Origin of the sequence: Maribacter sp. 4G9 (genome assembly GCF_002742265.1) — a bacterium.
In the GTDB taxonomy this organism is placed as follows: Bacteria; Bacteroidota; Bacteroidia; order Flavobacteriales; family Flavobacteriaceae; genus Maribacter.
Map to the genome: position 1 here is coordinate 200208 of NZ_MDGL01000035.1, position 18818 is coordinate 219025.

Annotated in this window: 21 protein-coding genes; 6 read left to right on the forward strand and 15 right to left on the reverse strand. The window is 43.1% G+C overall.

Annotation, left to right across the window (positions count from 1 at the left end):
• Positions 1-17: 17 nt before the first annotated feature.
• The 13 genes from BFP75_RS05015 to BFP75_RS05075 all read right to left on the reverse strand — a co-directional run bounded on the left by BFP75_RS05015 (position 18) and on the right by BFP75_RS05075 (position 8791).
• Positions 18-485 (reverse strand): DinB family protein, encoded by a 468-nt coding sequence (locus BFP75_RS05015; protein ID WP_165776547.1) that lies wholly within the window; start codon positions 483-485, stop codon positions 18-20.
• 9 nt (positions 486-494) lie between these two features.
• Positions 495-851, reverse strand: a complete 357-nt coding sequence (locus BFP75_RS05020) for an MmcQ/YjbR family DNA-binding protein (protein WP_099543987.1) — start codon at positions 849-851, stop codon at positions 495-497.
• A gap of 376 nt (positions 852-1227) precedes the next feature.
• Positions 1228-1773 (reverse strand): GNAT family N-acetyltransferase, encoded by a 546-nt coding sequence (locus tag BFP75_RS05025; RefSeq protein ID WP_099543905.1) that lies wholly within the window; start codon positions 1771-1773, stop codon positions 1228-1230.
• A 10-nt stretch (positions 1774-1783) separates the two neighbouring features.
• Complete coding sequence (locus BFP75_RS05030) at positions 1784-2176, reverse strand: Dabb family protein (protein WP_099543907.1); 393 nt, start codon at positions 2174-2176, stop codon at positions 1784-1786.
• Between the two features lie 29 nt (positions 2177-2205).
• On the reverse strand, positions 2206-2826 hold the full coding sequence (locus tag BFP75_RS05035; protein WP_099543908.1) for a DUF4230 domain-containing protein: 621 nt from the start codon (positions 2824-2826) through the stop codon (positions 2206-2208).
• On the reverse strand, positions 2819-3178 hold the full coding sequence (locus tag BFP75_RS05040; RefSeq protein WP_099543910.1) for a DUF4260 domain-containing protein: 360 nt from the start codon (positions 3176-3178) through the stop codon (positions 2819-2821). Before BFP75_RS05040 ends, BFP75_RS05035 begins: the two co-directional genes overlap by 8 nt.
• Positions 3175-3927, reverse strand: coding sequence for a cyclase family protein (locus BFP75_RS05045; RefSeq protein ID WP_099543912.1), 753 nt, complete (start codon positions 3925-3927; stop codon positions 3175-3177). The genes BFP75_RS05040 and BFP75_RS05045 overlap by 4 nt, the downstream gene beginning before the upstream one ends.
• A 34-nt stretch (positions 3928-3961) precedes the next feature.
• Positions 3962-5128, reverse strand: coding sequence for a radical SAM family heme chaperone HemW (gene hemW / locus BFP75_RS05050; protein WP_099543914.1), 1167 nt, complete (start codon positions 5126-5128; stop codon positions 3962-3964).
• 100 nt (positions 5129-5228) lie between these two features.
• Complete coding sequence (locus BFP75_RS05055; protein ID WP_099543915.1) at positions 5229-5594, reverse strand: four helix bundle protein; 366 nt, start codon at positions 5592-5594, stop codon at positions 5229-5231.
• A gap of 85 nt (positions 5595-5679) precedes the next feature.
• Complete coding sequence (gene ruvC / locus BFP75_RS05060) at positions 5680-6237, reverse strand: crossover junction endodeoxyribonuclease RuvC (RefSeq protein ID WP_099543916.1); 558 nt, start codon at positions 6235-6237, stop codon at positions 5680-5682.
• Positions 6238-6240: 3 nt separating this feature from the next.
• Positions 6241-6717, reverse strand: a complete 477-nt coding sequence (locus BFP75_RS05065; RefSeq protein WP_099543918.1) for a hypothetical protein — start codon at positions 6715-6717, stop codon at positions 6241-6243.
• A gap of 83 nt (positions 6718-6800) precedes the next feature.
• On the reverse strand, positions 6801-8432 hold the full coding sequence (locus BFP75_RS05070) for a M56 family metallopeptidase (protein ID WP_099543920.1): 1632 nt from the start codon (positions 8430-8432) through the stop codon (positions 6801-6803).
• Positions 8429-8791: a BlaI/MecI/CopY family transcriptional regulator gene (locus BFP75_RS05075; RefSeq protein WP_099543922.1), complete on the reverse strand. Its 363-nt coding sequence runs from the start codon at positions 8789-8791 to the stop codon at positions 8429-8431. The genes BFP75_RS05070 and BFP75_RS05075 overlap by 4 nt, the downstream gene beginning before the upstream one ends.
• A 197-nt stretch (positions 8792-8988) precedes the next feature.
• On the opposite strand from BFP75_RS05075, the gene BFP75_RS05080 reads away from it, so the two are divergent.
• Positions 8989-9561 carry a DUF456 domain-containing protein gene (locus tag BFP75_RS05080; RefSeq protein ID WP_099543924.1) on the forward strand — a complete coding sequence of 191 codons (573 nt, stop codon included), beginning with the start codon at positions 8989-8991 and terminating at the stop codon, positions 9559-9561.
• Here the strand turns inward: BFP75_RS05080 and BFP75_RS05085 are convergent.
• The gene (locus BFP75_RS05085) at positions 9495-10049 is read right to left on the reverse strand and encodes a nitroreductase (RefSeq protein WP_099543926.1); all 555 of its coding nucleotides are present in this window, start codon (positions 10047-10049) and stop codon (positions 9495-9497) included. The genes BFP75_RS05080 and BFP75_RS05085 overlap by 67 nt on opposite strands.
• A 93-nt stretch (positions 10050-10142) precedes the next feature.
• Entirely contained in the window at positions 10143-11030 is an 888-nt protein-coding gene (locus BFP75_RS05090) for a LysR family transcriptional regulator (protein WP_099543988.1), read from the reverse strand.
• An 85-nt stretch (positions 11031-11115) separates the two neighbouring features.
• Here BFP75_RS05090 and hutH point away from each other — a divergent pair, with 85 nt between their 5' ends.
• From hutH to BFP75_RS05115, 5 genes are all read left to right on the forward strand, one after another.
• The gene (hutH, locus tag BFP75_RS05095; protein WP_240531699.1) at positions 11116-12690 is read left to right on the forward strand and encodes a histidine ammonia-lyase; all 1575 of its coding nucleotides are present in this window, start codon (positions 11116-11118) and stop codon (positions 12688-12690) included.
• Between the two features lie 3 nt (positions 12691-12693).
• Positions 12694-13944 (forward strand): imidazolonepropionase, encoded by a 1251-nt coding sequence (gene hutI, locus BFP75_RS05100; RefSeq protein ID WP_099543930.1) that lies wholly within the window; start codon positions 12694-12696, stop codon positions 13942-13944.
• A 9-nt stretch (positions 13945-13953) separates the two neighbouring features.
• Positions 13954-15996 (forward strand): urocanate hydratase, encoded by a 2043-nt coding sequence (locus tag BFP75_RS05105; RefSeq protein ID WP_099543990.1) that lies wholly within the window; start codon positions 13954-13956, stop codon positions 15994-15996.
• A 234-nt stretch (positions 15997-16230) separates the two neighbouring features.
• Positions 16231-17205 carry a formimidoylglutamase gene (gene hutG / locus BFP75_RS05110; protein WP_099543932.1) on the forward strand — a complete coding sequence of 325 codons (975 nt, stop codon included), beginning with the start codon at positions 16231-16233 and terminating at the stop codon, positions 17203-17205.
• Between the two features lie 359 nt (positions 17206-17564).
• Positions 17565-18761: a hypothetical protein gene (locus BFP75_RS05115; protein ID WP_240531700.1), complete on the forward strand. Its 1197-nt coding sequence runs from the start codon at positions 17565-17567 to the stop codon at positions 18759-18761.
• Positions 18762-18818 lie beyond the last annotated feature (57 nt).

An 18818-nucleotide genomic window follows, 5' to 3' on the forward strand; every position in this document is an offset into this window, starting at 1 on the left:
TCAACAAAAGTAGCGTTTCAATTCGTATGCATGGAAACCAGCATGGAAATTTGGCCCAAATGATATATGACATGTTGTGATATACTGGTTATTATGGGCCCAAACGTATACTTTTTACCAGGCACCCTTTTATGTAAAACCGCCTCATCCTGCAAAGCCAATTTTTCCAGAAGTTGGGTTTGGCTTTGGCGTAAATCGTTCATTAGGTTTTCCCATTCCTTTTTACTTTCTATATGGATAGGTGTCCAATCCTCATTACTATCTATTATCAAGTCATAAGCTGCATCGCCATCCAACTTTTTAACGACAAAAATTCGCCAATTGATAATGTGTTGTACCAAAACCGCTATGGATTTATTTCCATAGACTTGGTCATTGACTATTTCCCAAGGCACTTGCCCAAGCTTTTCCATTAATGAAACTCCGTACCAAGGTTTCCCATCAAAGCAGGTACAAAGGTTCTGCACGATATGTTCGAATACCATGGCCATTATTTAAAGCGAAGCAAACTCCGCCCGAAGCTTTTTTGGGAACTTCGCTACCACCAGATCATAGGAATGGTCCGTAAGCTCCAGTAACAGTTGTGGTGGTAAGTTTTCTAGAAAGAGGGTATTCCAATGGATCTTGCTCATATGGTAGCCGGGAATGATCTGGCCGTCATACTGTTCCCTTAATTGCTCGCCACGATCTGGGTCACACTTAAGGTTCACTTGTGAGGGTACCCGTTCCAAGCCGCACAACGCAAACATTTTTCCCATGACCTTGAAAACGAGGGTCTTTTCGTCAAAAGGAAATCCTTCCGTTACGCCCTTTTTAGATAAGCAGTATTCCCGAAATCCCTCAATGTTCATCTTGAATGGGTTGATGGTTGATGGTTGATGGTTGATGGTTGATGGTTGATGGTTGATGGTTGATGGTTGATGGTTGATGGTTGATGGTTGATGGTTGATGGTTGATGGTTGATGGTTGATGGTTGATGTTAAAATAATCATTCAAAAATAAAAACCAAAGGTATTTGGTTCTCCGTTTTCAAAAAGTTCTTAATTGAATACCCTGACCGACTTTGCTAGGCCTTTTCTGCCGAAGTTATCTGCCGAACCATTACTGAGGTTTCTTGCTTTATTGAACAGATTGCTTGGTCGTAACGTCGCTCAAAGACATAGTTTTTGTCACCTCTGACTCCTTGCTCCTTGCTCCTTGCTCCTTGCTCCTTGTTTCTAATAAAAACTATCCCCTATTTTTTGACGCAACTAGCTTTAAAAAGGCATCCATATCACTCCATACGTATCGGGTTTTGGAAAAGATTTTATCCCCAATATCATTCGCTTCCACACTTTCAAATCGTTGGCCACCAATACGATCATAAAAAGTAACGGCCGCATAGTTGACATCCAACACCCATAAATAAAAACCTTTTGCGTGGTTTCGTACCTTTATCTCCTCTGCCAATCGCTGCATTAATAGTGTACCAATGCCCTTGCCCTTAGCATTGGCACTTACATGTAAATTATCAAGATATGCACCGAAAACGGGATTTTCCTCAAAGTAAGAACATATGAAACCTACTAGTTCTCCGTGCTCCTCGGCAATGATAACAAACTGATTTTCTTTTGGATGTGCGAAACGTTCTTTCCAAACCGTGAGCCTATCCTTAACGACCTCATAATCCAAAAAATGGGCGCTGAACGCTTCCCTGTAGTTTTGCTGCCAACTTAGCGCATGCAATTGGGCAATGCGCTGTGCATCTTCGGCTGATGCTAGTTTAAAAACCACCTTTTAAATACTATATACCGACCGAATCGTAAACAGTCACTTTTTCCCAAAGATGTTCTGATTCCTCAATGAAAAGTTTGTGAGGGGCCTCATCTTGATAGGCCTGTTGCGCCTCGGCGGATTCAAAGGAAACCATTAGGGAAAAGGTGAAGGAACCGTCCACAACATCCCTGCTTGCCTTTGGCGGGGTTCCTATGAACTTGGTCTTGGCATACCCGGAATTGTCCAAAAATTTGGATAGGGATTTTACAAAGGCATCCCTATCGGCCTGACTATCTGGGTTTTTTAACCAAAAAAATACGGTGTGGTTAAAATTGGGGTCGAATTCTTTCATGTTTTCTTTTGTTTGGCTTAAGGCCATGGTTGTAAATGCCAAAAATACTAAAGTTGTTATTGTTTTCATAGGTTAGAATTTATAGGTTGCCCGGAGTATTAACCCAATAGTTTTTTGTCCTTCTCCGAAATTTGCAAGGCAGAATAATCCAGTTTCCATCCAATGGTCTCCACGATCTTTTCAATGAGCAAAACCGATTGTAAAGCTTCCTTTTTGGCGGTCTCCATGAGTCCGCTTTCAGGTATCTTCTCCCTGATATGCTTTTTTGCCTCGGTATTAAGACTGGTCAAATCATCTGGGGTAAAGGTATTGAATAGTCCGTTTTTAATATCATAAAATTCCAAATCGGGCTCAATCGACAAAACCTCCGGTTCCGGAAAATTGGATAGGATAATCTTCCTTTTGCCAGTATCGGCATGCATCAAAATTTTATTGAGGTCATAACCTATTTGGGCTTTCGCCTTAATGACGATGAGCGCCTTTTTTTTGCTGCTCAACAGGCTCATAAAACGTTCACGGGTGTTTTCATATTTGTACACCTCGGCAAAATCCCCCTCTACGGAAATCAACTTGCAGACACTCCGGATCTTTTCCAATAAAACGGTGGATTGATGGGTGGTAATCTCCTTGCTCTGTTTTTTTCGGAACAGGGAAAATAACCAGTACATGCTGATCCCACCCAAAATAAGGCCTAAAAAAACATCGAGTATATTATCCATTCTTTTTTCCTATCTCCCCTAAATGGGTGAATTTAAAACCTTTATCATATTTTAGGCCGTATCCAAAAATCCGGTCCATGGAACTATGTGCAAAAAGAATCACCCCAACCATTTGAACCACCGGATAGGACAAATACATCCCCATGAAATATAAAAAAATAGCCACACCTTTATGATGAAAAATGTTATAGCCCAAGGCACCGACCCTTTCATTGACCAAATAACCCAACATTCCAATATCCGGGGTTAAAATCAATACGAAAAAGAGCCACCACGGATAGCCCAATAGTCCGTATATAAAGACACCTAGCACAAACATGGCCAATTCCTCCAATTTCAATATATTCCTCATACTTCGGTAATTTTAAACAAAACAGGTCTGCTAGGGCTCGCATCGTTTACGAACGGTGCTACCTGTAGGTTCAACAAATAGGTGCCGTCGGCCACATCGTTGGGTACGAAAACAAATTCCGTAATGGTGGCATCCTTTCGTATATCACCGTGCAAATTCCAAAAAGCCTTATGTGCTCGCAGTTCTCCCCCATCCCGTTCCTTATCCACGGATGGTAGGTCCACCAACAAATGGTCCACGTCGTTAGCTACCAAGAACGCCATGGCTTCCTCCATAAAGTAAGGGGGATTGCTGTTGGAATACTGCTTTGATAATTTTTCCTTGGTATTTGGCAAAGTTCTTACCACAAGAGCATCCGGTTTTGTGCCTTTTAGGGCATTGCTCAGCTGTTGCTTGGAAATCACGAAGTCGTCGCCAAGCTTACCGGGAGCAATCGTAATGACTTCGGCCAAAAAGAAATACTTCTTTAATTTTTCGTTCACAGAATACACTTCCCGGGTAATATGTCCGTAACATTCCGTATGGGTGCCATGGGCATGGGGATTGAACCAGATATCATTGAAATTGGTACTTGCGCCTTGCTTTACACTGCCCGTAAAACCATGTTCCGCATGCGGTTCTATCCTGGGATGGTCCACGTACCAGGCATTCACATTAGAAATATCACCGGTCATGGGTATGGATATATCCAAGGGTTTGGAAAGGTCCACTTGATACGTTCTTTTTTTATGGGTTATGGTCGCTTTCACTATACGAAATGTGTCCTTTTTGCTGAAACTTTTATTAGGACAAGTTAATCATAAACAAATCAGCAGCAATTCCATCGGCCAAAAACTTACCATTTTTGGTCGTTGAAAGTATGGTGTCCTGCAAGGTCAACAGGCCCTCTTCCCTAAATTTTTTGGATTGCCATAGGATGTACTCCCTATATTTTTCACCGTATTCCTTTTGAATCCTGGCCAAGTCCACACCCCAAATTGTCCTTAGCCCGGTCATGACATACTCATTGTATTTGTCCTTTGTGGATAGCACTTCGATTTCCATGGGAAGTTCTCCCTTTTCAAGGGCCTTTATGTATTTAGGATTGTTGCCTATGTTCCATCCCCTACGCTCGCCGTCAAAAGAGTGAGCCGAAGGACCAACACCAATATATTTCTTCTGCTGCCAGTAGGCCGAATTGTTCTGGGAAAAATAGCCCGGCTTGCCAAAATTGGAGATTTCATAGCAAACAAATCCTTCCTGCAGTAATGTTTCGTACAAGAGGTGAAAGTGCTCTTCGGCCACTTCATCACTAGCGGGCCGAATCAATCCCTTGTTTACAAAGTTGGCCAATGCCGTCTTGGGTTCTATGGTGAGCGCATAGCTTGAAATATGGGGCACCCCAAAGGATAGGGCCTTTTCGATGTTTTTCTTCCATCGGTCCAAAGACATATCGGGTATGCCGTAGATAAGGTCGATAGAAATATTGTCGAAATAGCGTATCGCATTCTTTAAGGATTCCGATGCCTGATCGGCAGAATGGGCACGGTTCATCAGTTTTAAATCGGTGTCAAAAAAAGATTGTATGCCGATGCTCAATCGGTTAACAGGGCTTTTGGCCAATGCTTGGATTTTTTGGAGCGACAAGTCATCCGGATTGGCTTCCAGGGTGATTTCAGGCTTATCTTCCACATCGTAGTGCTCAAAAACGGTTGCCACCAAATCATCGATTTCCTCCAATTCCAAAACCGAAGGTGTGCCGCCCCCAAAATAGATGGTTGCCACTTTTTCATGGGTAAATTCGGCCTTCCTTAAACGCAATTCCTCCTTCAAAGCGGTTATCATGGCTTCCTTTTTTCTAAAGGATGTGGAAAAATGAAAATCGCAATAATGACAGGCCTGTTTGCAGAAGGGGATGTGGATGTACAAGCCCCCCCCGTCCCCAAAGGGGGAGCTATTTTCAGTATTCATACGAAACAGATTTTCCAAGCATAATTTAACAGTTTCCAGTGGCAGTTAGCAGTTTCCAGTGGAAGTTGGCAGTTTCCAGATGGCAAGTTTTATTTGTTGGTTATTCCGACCCAAATTTAGAAGGATTGTTGATCATGTAATTTATAAGTTTACCGACCTCCTCACTTTCTTTAATAAATTCATCAAAATGACCTTGTTCAATGTATTTACATGCCAATGCAAATTCTAACCAGGTTTGTGTTTCAGAATTTTCCGCGTCACTGTCAGTCAATTTGCTGATAAAATTCTTTGGATATCTTCTTTTGCGATAGGCCTCTGCAATATTGGCGCTCACGCTTCTAGAAGAACGCCTTATCTGGTCAGTCAACGAATATTTCTCTTCCGCTGGAAACGACTTGGAAATGTGAAAAATTTTCATCGCTAAAGCAAAAGATCTTCTATAAGCTAGTAAATCTTGAAACTGCATTTATTTTAATTTTATCCTTACTAAGCCTTATTACTGCAAACTAAAATTGCGAACTGTTCACTGATAACTGTTTACTGTTCATTGATTAAGTACCTCCAACCTTTCCCGGATTATTTTTAATATAAGATTCCCACCCCGAATAGGACTTCCCTACTTCAACCCTACCCTCATTATAGAAATGGCATACCGCTGCGGCAAGTCCGTCCGTGCTATCCAAGTTCTTTGGCAGTGATTTTAGGGACAGAACGCTTTGTAGCATTTTTGCCACCTGTTCCTTACTGGCATTTCCATTGCCCGTAATGGCCATTTTTATTTTTTTGGGAAGGTATTCCGTGATGGGGATCTGTCTGGAAAGACCTGCCGCCATGGCTACGCCCTGGGCACGGCCCAATTTGAGCATAGACTGAACGTTTTTTCCAAAAAACGGGGCTTCGATCGCGATTTCATCGGGATGGTACGTATCGATGAGTTCAATGGTCCGGTCAAAGATGAGTTTAAGTATGGTATAGGGATCCTCGTACTTTTTTAGTTGCAGTTCGTTCATTTGAAGGAACTCCATTTTTTTGCCTACTACCTTAATCAGGCCGAAGCCCATGATGGTCGTTCCCGGGTCTATCCCTAAAATGATTTTTTCTGTTGCCAATCCCTATTTTGTATTTAATTGTACCGGTAACTTAAATTTTGCCTTTACCGGAATGCCCCTTTTTAATGCCGGGGCGATGGGAGGCATATTTTTTAGGCTCTGGGTAATAATGCCGTCAAACTCTGGCATTTGTTTAAGGATAGTCGCGTCCTTAATAATATCCACAACATGTATTTTACCTTCCTCATCAATAACAAAGATAACATCTACAATGGCGTTTTTGTCGGAATCGACGGTAAATTCAAATTCGTTCAGGGTAGTTTCGAAGTGACGTGTTATTTTTTGCTCAAAACACTGTTTTTGAACTTGTTTGGTAGCGGTTTCATCACAATCCAAGAAAAGCGGATAGGAATCAATGGAATTCCAATCCATCTCCCTCAATTCCTGATTGATCATTTCTTGGGTTCTTTTTTCCTTGGATTCAAGGAAATTACAAGAAACCAATCCCAGAAAAACCAAAAAGACCAAAATGCGTTGCATGACACCAAATCTATGGTGGAAATTACAATTTTTTGGGCATTTTGGTCTTTGAAAGCCTTGATATAATGATAGGAAACTAAATATTACTGAAGTTTGAAATTTACAGGAATGGAGTAGGCGACCGCTACAGCATCTCCTTCATGCTTTCCAGGGGCCATCACGGGCAAACGATTCAAGATGCGCTCAACCTCATCCTCTAAAAGCTTGTCCGGACCTCTTAGTTCAATGTTTTCAACCAAACCCTGTTCTGAAATTGTAAACAAGGCACTCACCCTACCTTCTATACCTTTTTCTTGGGCATCTTCCGGATATCTGAAATTTTTGCTGATGTGCCGCATTATTTTTTCGTTGAAACAGGCTCGGGTATCTGTAGCATCTTCACAACCCGGAAACATTGGGATTTCATCGACAGTAGCAAAGGGTATAAAATCCGTTTCCCCCTTAACACTTGATTTAAAAGCTTGCGCCGAAGTACCGTCCAGTTTAAAAACTACAGGAATAGAATACGGCACATTCACAGCTTTTCCTTCCGATTTACCTGGTTTCATTTGGGGCAAACGAGAAATAATACGTTCTACCTCAGCTTCCAAAAGCTGATGTGACCCACGTTTTTTGATATCTACAATGTTTCCATCAGAAGCTATGGTAAACATGACGCTGACCTTTCCTTCGATACCTTGTTCAAGTGCTTCTTTAGGGTAGTTAAAATTTTTACTAATATGTGACTGCATTTTTTCGTTGAAGCAGGCTCTTTTATCTTCGGTATTTTCACAACCTGGAAAGATGGGCACCTCATCTAATTCAGCAAAAGGTATTATATTGGTTTTTAAAGAAGTAGCTTCTAAATTTTCTTTGGAATTTGGCTCAGTACCACACGATGTATAGAACAACATCCCAAGAACCAAGGGTACCAATACCAAATACTTTAATTGCCAGATTTTTTTTGATCTTGATTTTTGTAACATGACTATTCGTTTTTTGATTAATGATGATTTAAAAAATGGATTGACAAAGGAGATATGCTGCACCTCAAACATTTGGGACAGCAACATTTCATAATGTGTACTTATTTCATTTTTGGGAATGTGGGCGTCCGCAATAAACTCATGTAGTTCCGTGATTCTTTGCTGATAGACATATACCAAGGGGTTGAACCAGGAAACAATGCGCATCACCTCAAAGAACAGTAGGTCCAAGGTATGCCATTGACGTATGTGTACCAGTTCGTGTTCTACTATCGCTTTGGCTTCATTTTGGCGTATATTTTCGCCCAGAAATATGGATCTGAAGAATGAAAAGGCTACATGACTTTTGGGAACTAGAATACGAATATGATCTTGAAAATAGCGCACCTTGCCAGTGGAACGTATTGCATGCAAGCGTCCTAATTTAAGAACAAACCAAATGGCGGCAAGAAGCACACCTGTCCAAAAAACACCTTCTTCCCAAGACATGTTTACCCAACTTGCATCGTTCGATACGACCGAAACTTCTGGTTGGACCATGTTCCATATAAATTCCGAGTACCCAGAAAAAACTTGGGTTTCGGTTCTAAAGGCCTCTATCTTAACCCAAGGCAAAACGAGTGACAGAATATGGGTTCCCAATAAATAAACCCGGTTCCACTGAAAGAAGGTCTCACGTTTTAGAAAAAAATCGTAAATGATGAGGAACACCAATTGAAAGGCGATACACTCCAGAATATACTGTATCATTTTTTATCCTTTTTTATTTCGTTTAGGATGGACTCCAATTCAGAAAGGCTCATCTCGTTTTTCTTCATAAAGAAGGAAACCATACTTTTAAAAGAGCCTTGAAAATATCCTTCCACCAGCTTGTTGATGCTTTGGTTGCTGTAATCCGATTTCTTGACCACCGGAAAATACAGGTAACCCTTTCCCTCCTTTTCATGGTCTACAAAGCCCTTGCTCTCCAAAATCCGAATGATGGTGGAAACCGTGTTGTAGGCAGGCTTAGGTTCGGGCAATTCATCAATGACACCGGCTACGTTGGACTTTTCCAATTTCCACAATACCTGCATTACCTCCTCTTCGGCCTTTGTTAATTGCTTCATTACTTTAGGTGTTATTATTCTTATAAATACAAATTCCAGTTATAGCACCCCTCTACTCCGCTCAGGGTAGCGGTTCAATTCCTAAATCTCATCGCTAATATAACTAAATATTTAGTTAAAACTAATTTTTTAGTTAAAAAATAAAGGATAGTAAGTAATGATGTAACAATTTCTCGCTATTTTAGTCTTATCGATATATGGATATAGCGCTATTAATTATTGGATTTGTTTTTATGCTGCTGGGAATCTTGGGCAGCTTTCTGCCCGTTCTCCCCGGACCTCCCATCAGTTGGATCGGACTTTTGCTTTTATACCTTACCAAGGCCATTCCCAACAATTGGTGGATTTTGGGCATCACCCTTGCCATTGCGTTGATCGTATTTGCGCTGGATTATATCATTCCCGCTATGGGCGCCAAGAAATTTGGCGGAACGCGAGCCGGGATGATAGGTACGACCATAGGCCTCATTATTGGTTTACTTGCACCAATACCAGGAGGAATAATAATAGGACCTTTTGTGGGAGCTTTTCTAGGGGAACTATCGGCGAAAGCAGATAACAAAACTGCCCTAAAAGCTGCTTTTGGATCCTTTTTGGGTTTCCTTACCGGTACTTTTATGAAATTCGTGGTTGCAGTCGTTTATTTGGGATTGTTCATCTCCACTGCTTGGGAATACAGAGCGGCCTTATTTCCGTATTTCGACTATTCCATCCAAACTGTTTTATCCGAAATTGGATTTCTTGTAGATGTCGGCATATCGCCTTCATAATAGCCCATATACAAGAACCCGAGGCACTTTTCCCCTTCGGCCATATTGAAAAATTCATCCATGTATTTAATGATTCCCGGGGAACTCCAATAACACCCGATTCCCAATTCCGTGCAGCACAACCACATGTTCTGTACCGCCATGGAAACCGCGGCCACCTCCTCCCACTCGGGTAGGCTCTCCTTTGGGTCACGTTGCATACAGATAGCGATGACCGCTGCGGATTGATCGGCATTGGCCCGTAACTTTTTGATCTTGATCTGTTGGGGCCGTGCATCGGTATTCTCATATTTCTTGGACAGGAATTCACCCAAGGCTTCCTTGGACTTTCCCCGTAAGACCTTAAATCGCCATGGTTCCGTTTTTTTATGCGTCGGTGCCCAATTGGCAGCTTCCAATATTCTTTCCAGATCCGCTTTGCTTATCTTTTTATCATTGTATTGTGGCGGAAAAACCGACCTTCTTTTTTGGATTAAATCGAATATCATAGTTTACCATTTTATCTTAATAACGTAAGGAAAAAGTTTCGCTAGTATTAACCCCGAAACATTCCTATAAATTCTCAATGTACCTTCGTTTCATTACGATTCAAACAAAAGATCGATACAGTTTTGTAGCACAGGGTTCCTATGCTCTTTTTTCCAAATGGCAGATAGCAGTGCCCTTTGCTGAACATCCCGAAGTTCTATAAACTTCACACGCATTTGAAAACCGTATTGCAAGGCCGTAGGTACAATGGCAATACCCAAATTGTTCTCCACCAATTTAAATATGGTCTGCGCATGTACGGATTTGTGGGAAACCTTGGGTACGAATCCTGCATCGGAACAAATGCCCATAATGGTTTCGTAATAATAAGGACTGTACTCCTGACCGAACAGGATAAAGTTATCCTCGGAAAAACGTTCCATACCTGTGTATTCCCTGGTCAACATGGGGTAACTTTCCGGCAGTACCAATGAGAACGTGTCCTCATAAACAGTGCGCATGTGCAACTCCGCGGGCACCTTGGCCAATCGCACAAATCCAACATCCAATTCACCCTTTAATACGGCATCCACCTGGTTCAAGTTGGACAACTCTTCTAGGGAGGTCTTTATCTTGGGGAATTTATTCTTTAATTTCAACAGGAGGTTGGGGATGACATCCTGCATGGCGGAACCCAAAAACCCGATCCTGATTTCCCCGGTATCGCCCTCCCCTATCAACTGCAATTGACGTTTGGTCTCTTTTAACTTTTTAAAAAGCTCTTCGGCCTGGTTCTTCAAATAATGTCCAGCCGGGGTCAAGGCCACTTTCTTTTTGTCCCTAACAAACAGTTCTGCCTGTAGGATCTCCTCCATCTGCTTTATTTGGCGCGACAATCCCGGTTGTGAAATGAACAATTTTTCTGCGGCCTTTCTAAAATGCAATTCATCGGCCACGGCCAAAAAATAGGTTAAATGACGAAACTCTATCTGAGAACCCATAGTTATTAATTGTTCAAATAATTGGTATTGGTGATTATCAAACTTAAACAATATCTTTATAAAACTAATATTCAAAATGCAAATTTTGGCCATAAACACATTTAAATTTGGAGAAGACCGGCTTACTGTAGGTAAGGTCTTAGATATCGTAAAAGGAGAGACTACAAGTGTCCTGTCCAAAACAATCCAAAAACGGATTGAAGCCAGCTCTCGTGTAGTTGAAAACATTGTGGAAAAGGGGGAGCCCGTGTATGGCATCAATACGGGCTTCGGTCCCCTGTGTACCACAAAAATATCCAAGGAGGAGACCCGTATCCTACAGACCAACATCCTTAAAAGTCACAGTGTAGGCGTGGGGAAACCTATATCCAATGAATTGGCCAAAATTATGCTGGTTTTGAAGGCCCATTCCCTGGCCAAGGGCTATTCCGGAATAGCCTTACATACCTTAAATCGTATTCTCTGGCATATTGAAAATGATGTGATACCTATAGTGCCCTCCCAAGGTTCCGTTGGGGCATCGGGAGATTTGGCCCCTTTGTCCCATTTGTTCCTTCCCCTCATAGGGCTGGGCAAGGTGGTTTATCAAGGAAACACTATGCAGACTCAGGAGATGTTCGATAAAACAGCCCTTCAACCAATACATTTGGGACCTAAAGAAGGACTGGCCCTTATAAACGGCACCCAGTTCATTGCGGCCCATGCGGTCAAAGTCGTTGAAAAACTGCATTCGGTACTGTCCCAAGCGGATATAATTGGCGCTATGATGATCGAAGGGCTACAAGGTTCCGTAAAACCCTTTTACAAGGAACTGCACGAACTACGTCCCTTCAAGGGCAATATCCATGTCGCCCGAAGGGTCAAGCGACTGCTCAAAGGCTCCGAAATCATGGAGGACCATATCGATTGCGATCGGGTCCAAGACCCCTATTCCCTGCGTTGTATCCCACAGGTACACGGAGCCTCTAGAAATGCCTGGTTACATCTCAAGGAATTATTGGAAACAGAACTAAACTCGGTCACGGATAACCCCGTAATCATTGACGAGGAACTGACCATTAGCGGGGGTAATTTTCACGGCCAGCCGCTCGCAATGGCCTTGGACTATGCCTGTTTGGCCGCCTCGGAAATAGGTAACATCTCGGATAGAAGAATTTATTTGGCTTTGGAAGGGAATAGTCCGGGTGTTCCAAAATTATTGATGAAGGACACAGGCATCAATTCCGGCTATATGATCTTGCAATATACCAGCGCAGCTTTGGCCAGCGAGAACAAGGGCATGTGTTTTCCCTCCAGTGCGGATAGCATACCCACCTCCTTGGGGCAGGAAGACCACGTAAGCATGGGGTCCATCAGTGGAAGAAAAGCACTTAGGGTCATTCAAAATGTGGAAAAGATATTGGCCATTGAATTACTGACGGCGGCGCAGGCCTTTGAATACAGAAAACCCTTAAAATCGGGTATCTTTTTGGATGAAGTCCATAAAGCCGTTCGGAAAAAGGTATCCTTTGCGGATCGGGACCGCGTTTTTTCCGACGATATCGAAAAGGGGATTGAAATGATCCGGAACAAAACGATCATATCGGTCATTGAAAAAGTGGAAAAAAACAAAAATATATCGCTCAATACAAAGTATTCGGCAGAATTTGAAAGCTATTAATTTATGGATGCATTGCAATTAATCGGACCCTTCAAACAACTATTGACCATGGAGGCACTGCCTTTAAAAGGTGCCCTGACGGATAGTCAACTTTGGATTATAGAGAATGCAGGTATCTTGGTTTCTGATGGAAAAGTGATGGCCACGGGAAAATATGTTACCCTAAAGAAAGAACATCCTTCTGCCGAGTGCCAAGAATTAACTGGCGACCATGTTTGTCTTCCAGGTTTTATCGATGCCCATACCCATATTTGTTTCGGGGGGAGTCGGGCGAACGACTACGCGCTCAGAAATTCGGGAAAAACCTATTTGGAAATCGCCAAAGCGGGCGGTGGTATTTGGGATACGGTTACCCAAACCAGAAAAGCGGACAAAGGAACCTTGATAAAAAAGACGGCAAAATTGGCCAATCGGCATCTTAAGACAGGTGTAACAACCTTGGAGGTGAAAAGCGGTTACGGGCTTTCCTTGGATGAAGAATTAAAAATATTGGAGGCGATACAGGAAGCCAACAAAGAAGTTCCATCGGACCTAATCCCGACCTGTCTAGCCGCGCACATGTTTCCAAAAGATTATGATGGCACGAAAACCTCATATTTACAGGAACTAGCCCAAAAACTGTTGCCTAAATTGAAAGCCGAAAACCTCACCAACAGAATCGATGCATTTATTGAGGAGAGTGCCTTTTCACCGGAAGAAATCGCTCCTTATTTTAAAACCGCCAAGAACCTAGGGTTTAACATCACGGTGCATGCCGACCAATTTTCCACCGGTGGGAGCAAAGTGGCCGTGGAATACGGTGCTATTAGTGCGGACCACCTGGAGGCGAGTACGGATACCGAAATTGAGCTTTTGGCTAAAAGCAATACCATTGCCACGGCCCTACCGGGAGCCTCTTTGGGACTTGGCTGCAATTTTACCCCCGCAAGAAAATTGTTGGATGCAGGAGCGACCTTGGCCATTGCAAGCGACCATAACCCAGGTTCAGCACCCATGGGAGATTTGTTGACCCAAGCAGCCATATTGGGGGCTTTTGAAAAATTGACCAATGCGGAAGTCCTCGCCGGAATCACGGTTAGGGCGGCGGCGGCCTTGGGCCTTACGGACCGGGGGAAATTGGCAAAAGGATACTTGGCTGATTTTAGCCTTTTCCATACCAATAACTACCAGGAAATCCTGTACAACCAAGGCAACCTGAAACCCTGCATGGTCTGGAAAAATGGAAGTTTGGTGTACAACAAACATAAAGCCTAAATCATGAGCATGGATTTTAAAGCACAGATTCTCGCAGGTATTCCCACCGAATTGCCAAAGAAAAAAGAACGTTCTTCCCTAGTTTCGCACGCTCCAAAAAGAAAGGATATCCTTTCAACCGAGGAGAAAAAACTGGCCATACGCAATGCACTGCGCTATTTCCCCGAGAAATGGCATCAAGAACTTGCGGAAGAATTTGCCAAAGAACTCATGGAATACGGTCGCATTTATATGTACAGATTCATGCCAGATTATGAAATGTATGCCCGACCCATTTCCCACTATCCGGCCAAAACAGCTCAAGCGGCCGCAATCATGCTGATGATACAAAACAATTTGAATCCCGATGTGGCGCAACATCCGGAAGAATTGATTACCTACGGGGGCAATGGTGCCGTTTTTCAGAATTGGGCACAATATCTCATTACCATGCGCTATTTGGCTACCATGACCGAAGATCAAACACTTCATATCTATTCCGGGCATCCCATGGGTTTGTTCCCGTCTTCCAAGGAAGCTCCAAGGGTGGTCGTGACCAACGGTATAATGACCCCCAATTATTCCAAACCGGATGATTGGGAAAAGTTTAATGCCTTAGGGGTTACCCAATACGGCCAGATGACAGCCGGTTCATACATGTATATTGGACCCCAAGGTATCGTTCACGGCACTACGATTACGGTCATGAACGCCTTTAGAAAAGTGTTGAAACCCGGTGAGACCTCAGCGGGAAAAATCTTCCTTACGGCCGGGCTGGGAGGCATGAGCGGCGCCCAGCCCAAGGCAGGAAATATTGCAGGCTGCATTACCGTCTGCGCCGAAGTGAATCCGGCGGCCGCCCGAAAACGCTTTGAACAGGGATGGGTAGATGAACTTTTGGAAGATATTGACAGCCTAGTTGAACGAACCAAAACGGCCATCGAGCAAAAAGAAATTGTTTCCTTAGCCTATATAGGCAATGTTGTAACGGTTTGGGAACGATTTTATACTGAAAACATATTTGTACATCTAGGTTCTGACCAGACCTCCTTGCACAATCCATGGGCCGGGGGCTATTACCCGGTGGGACTCAGTTATGATGAGTCTAATGAATTGATGAGCGCAAATCCCGAACTTTTCAAAGCCAAGGTCCAGGATTCGCTAAGGAGACATGCCAATGCCATCAATAAGCACACCGAAAAAGGTTGCTATTTCTTTGATTACGGTAATGCCTTTTTGTTGGAGGCCTCCAGGGCAGGGGCGGCTATCTACAAGGATTCTAAGGGCAATTTTAGTAACACCCCTTCCCTTGGGGAAGGGGCCGGGGGTTGGGCCTATCCTTCCTATGTACAGGATATTTTAGGGCCCATGTGTTTCGATTATGGTTTTGGACCGTTCCGATGGGTCTGCACCTCTGGAAAACCTGAGGATTTAAGAAAAACGGACGAGATAGCCCTTGAGGTGATGTTACGTATAAAAGTGACCGCTCCAGTTGAGATTCGGCAGCAAATGGAAGATAACATCAAATGGATCCATGAGGCCGAAGAAAACAAATTGGTAGTTGGTTCCCAGGCAAGGATTTTATATGCCGATGCAGAAGGTAGGGCAGCCATCGCCGAAGCCTTTAACCAGGCGGTGAAGTCGGGCGAAATTTCCGCCCCCGTTGTTTTGGGCAGGGACCATCATGACGTGAGCGGCACGGACAGTCCCTATCGGGAAACCAGTAATATTTACGACGGTAGTAAGTTCACTGCGGATATGGCCATACACAACGTGATCGGCGACAGCTTTAGGGGCGCCACCTGGGTATCCATTCACAACGGCGGTGGCGTAGGTTGGGGCGAGGTCATAAATGGAGGTTTTGGTATGGTGCTCGACGGGACAAAGGAAGCTTCGAACCGATTAAGAAACATGTTGTTCTTTGATGTAAACAATGGCATCGCCCGAAGAAGTTGGGCCCGAAACAAGGAAGCCATTTTCGCCTTACAAAGGGAAATGGAGCGCACACCCAACTTACGCGTTAATTTGCCTAACTTCGTGGAGGACCACGTTTTGGAAAAATTATTCCTTTAGCAGGAATTAATCGGATAGTTTTTTTGTCTCCTCGAGCGCAGTCGAGAGGTCATCAAAAGTCTGTTACTAGGAAAGAAGGTTACGCATCTCGACTTTTGTTTATATTCATCATTGGGTGAAAAGAAAATATGTTTTCTTTGAACGTCCCTTGCAAAGCAAAACGAAAGACTCGATATGGCAGCTCGACCGTACAAATACATATTTTTAGGGCGACCCTAGCATTAAAAAAAATATATGAGCAACTATTCAGAAACTTTTTCGAACATATACACCGGAAGACCTTCGGGCCAGCAGCTGTATTTACATGAAAAGATTTCTTGTTTGCCTATTTCCAACGTATCCACGGTTGCTTCCGAAAAATGCTTTTCACTTTTGGGCTATGCCTGTGATGAAGGTGTGAAAAGGAATATGGGGCGATGTGGAGCTATTAATGGACCGGATGCGATCCGGAAACAGTTGGGGAAACTCCCAAATCATCTAACAACGGATACCTTTGTTTGTGACGTTGGGACCTTACTTTGCTTGGATGGTAATATGGAAAAAACCCAATTGGACCTTTCGGGATCTGTTTCTCAACTACTACAAAAAAACCATTTTCCCATTGTGCTGGGTGGGGGTCATGATATGGCCTATGGAACGTACGGCGGACTCAAAAAATACGTGGGAAACTCTGGCACCATCGGCATTATAAATTTTGATGCCCATTTTGACCTAAGAAACAATAAACGGAACAACACTTCAACCGTTAACAATTCTGGCACCCCATTTTATCAGATAGCCCAGGATTGTAAAGAAAACGGCTCACCCTTCAAATATCTTTGCCTAGGTATACGAAAGGACGCCAACGACCGGACCCTGTTCGAAACGGCAAAGGGATTGGATGTGCAATATATCATGCGGGACACTTTTAGAATTCAATTCCACAATGAAATAAATGCTTGGATAAACGCCTTTACCAGCAGTGTAGACCATATCTATGTGACCATTGACCTTGATGGGTTTTCCTCGGCATATGCCCCGGGGGTAAGTGCCCCTTCACCCATGGGTTTCACCCCAGATGTTGTTTTGCAATCCCTAAAGACCATAATGGGCTCCGGAAAACTAAGGGTTTTGGATATTGCGGAATTAAATCCAGATTTTGACGTGGACGACCAAACGGCGAAATTGGCCGCATCCATGGTGCATTACCTCCTTCACGACCTTCCTTAAATAGGCCCATAAACAAAAAAAGCCTCCCAAATGGAAAGCCTTTCATTGGTTTAAAATAGGCTAAAACCTATTCACACCATTGTCCCAAAATTGCTTTTGAGACACAACACAACGAAACAAAGATAAGAAAGGAATTTTAATATTTTGTAGGGTTTAAAAAAATAGGAAAAGATGAAAGGTCAATTTCTTCCTTGAAAAGGGATATATACACATTGGGCACATTCGATTAAAACCCATTAAATCAGGTTAAAAACAAAGAACAGGAGCAATGGCGAAGATACTTTCGCTTGGTCGATAGTTTCCCTCTTCCACCACACCACAACGTATCTTGCAGTTCCAAATCTGTATTGACCTACCCTATGAACCTACGCTTAATTGCATCCATCTTTTGGTTTTTGTTCCTTTTTATCTCCTGCACCAAAGAGGACGTAACCACCATACAGGAAGATTTGATGGTTTCCTTGGACGAGGATATTGCCTCCGAATCCGAAAAAACAAATCAAAAATCCCAAATTTTTGATGAGGCTTTTGTGAACTGGGTCGTAGGAAGACAACAGACTACAGGTTTAATGGAAAGTACGGAAATTTCAAGCTTTACCTCCTTATATGATAATGCGCTTGCCGCCATATTTTTCATACAGGAGGATAAAAAGGAAAATACGGAAAAGATATTCGATTACTATGAATCCTTAGCCGATAGCGAGCTATCCCAGAACAGCGGTTTTTATCAATTTAGAAATTCCGATGGTTCCGAGCCAGAAAGGGTCTGGATGGGCGACAATGCCTGGTTGCTGATTGCCTTGAACCAATACGCGAACAAATATCAATCCACAAAATATGAAGCCCTTGCCCTTAAACTGGATAGCTGGTTACGGTCCCTTCAAATGGAAAATGGCGCCCTGAAAGGCGGTACGAATGCGGACGGGACAGAAATCCCAAATGTTACGGAAGGTATGATCACGGCATTTCATGCCGTAAAAGGATATGACGATTTCCACACAAATATCCTACAGTTCCTAAGGAACAATAGGTGGGACGAGGAATTGGGACTCTTGATGGCCTGGCCAGAAAATCCGGAGTATGCCTTTGCTTTGGACGTGCTTTCCCTAAGCAAACTAATTTTCAAAGATCTCTCTGATGACGTGTTATTTCAGGCGAACAAATTCCTAAATGACCAAACTGCCACCTTGAGCGGGGCAATGATTACAGGATATTGCTTTGACCAGGACAAAGACGTAATTTGGTTGGAAGGTACCGCACAAATGGCAGTGGCCTTTAACAGCATTGAGCGATACGACCTTTCCGAAAAAATAATGTTGGACATTGAAAGGACAAGGATTCAGAGCACGATTTCAGAAAATGCCGCAGGTATACCGTATGCCGCAAACTATGGAACTTCCTATGGCGCGAGCGCTTTATGGGACCATGCCGATATCACCCCCGCATTGTCCTCAACCTTATGGTATTACTTTGCAAAAACCAATTTTAACCCTTTTGATGCTGGCAAAAAATCGGTAATTCCAGAGGCCGATAAATTTTGGCAACACGATTTTTAGTCCAAGTTTTAGAAATACTTTAACGCAATTACCAGTCCCTAAACACTATCTTTCTGT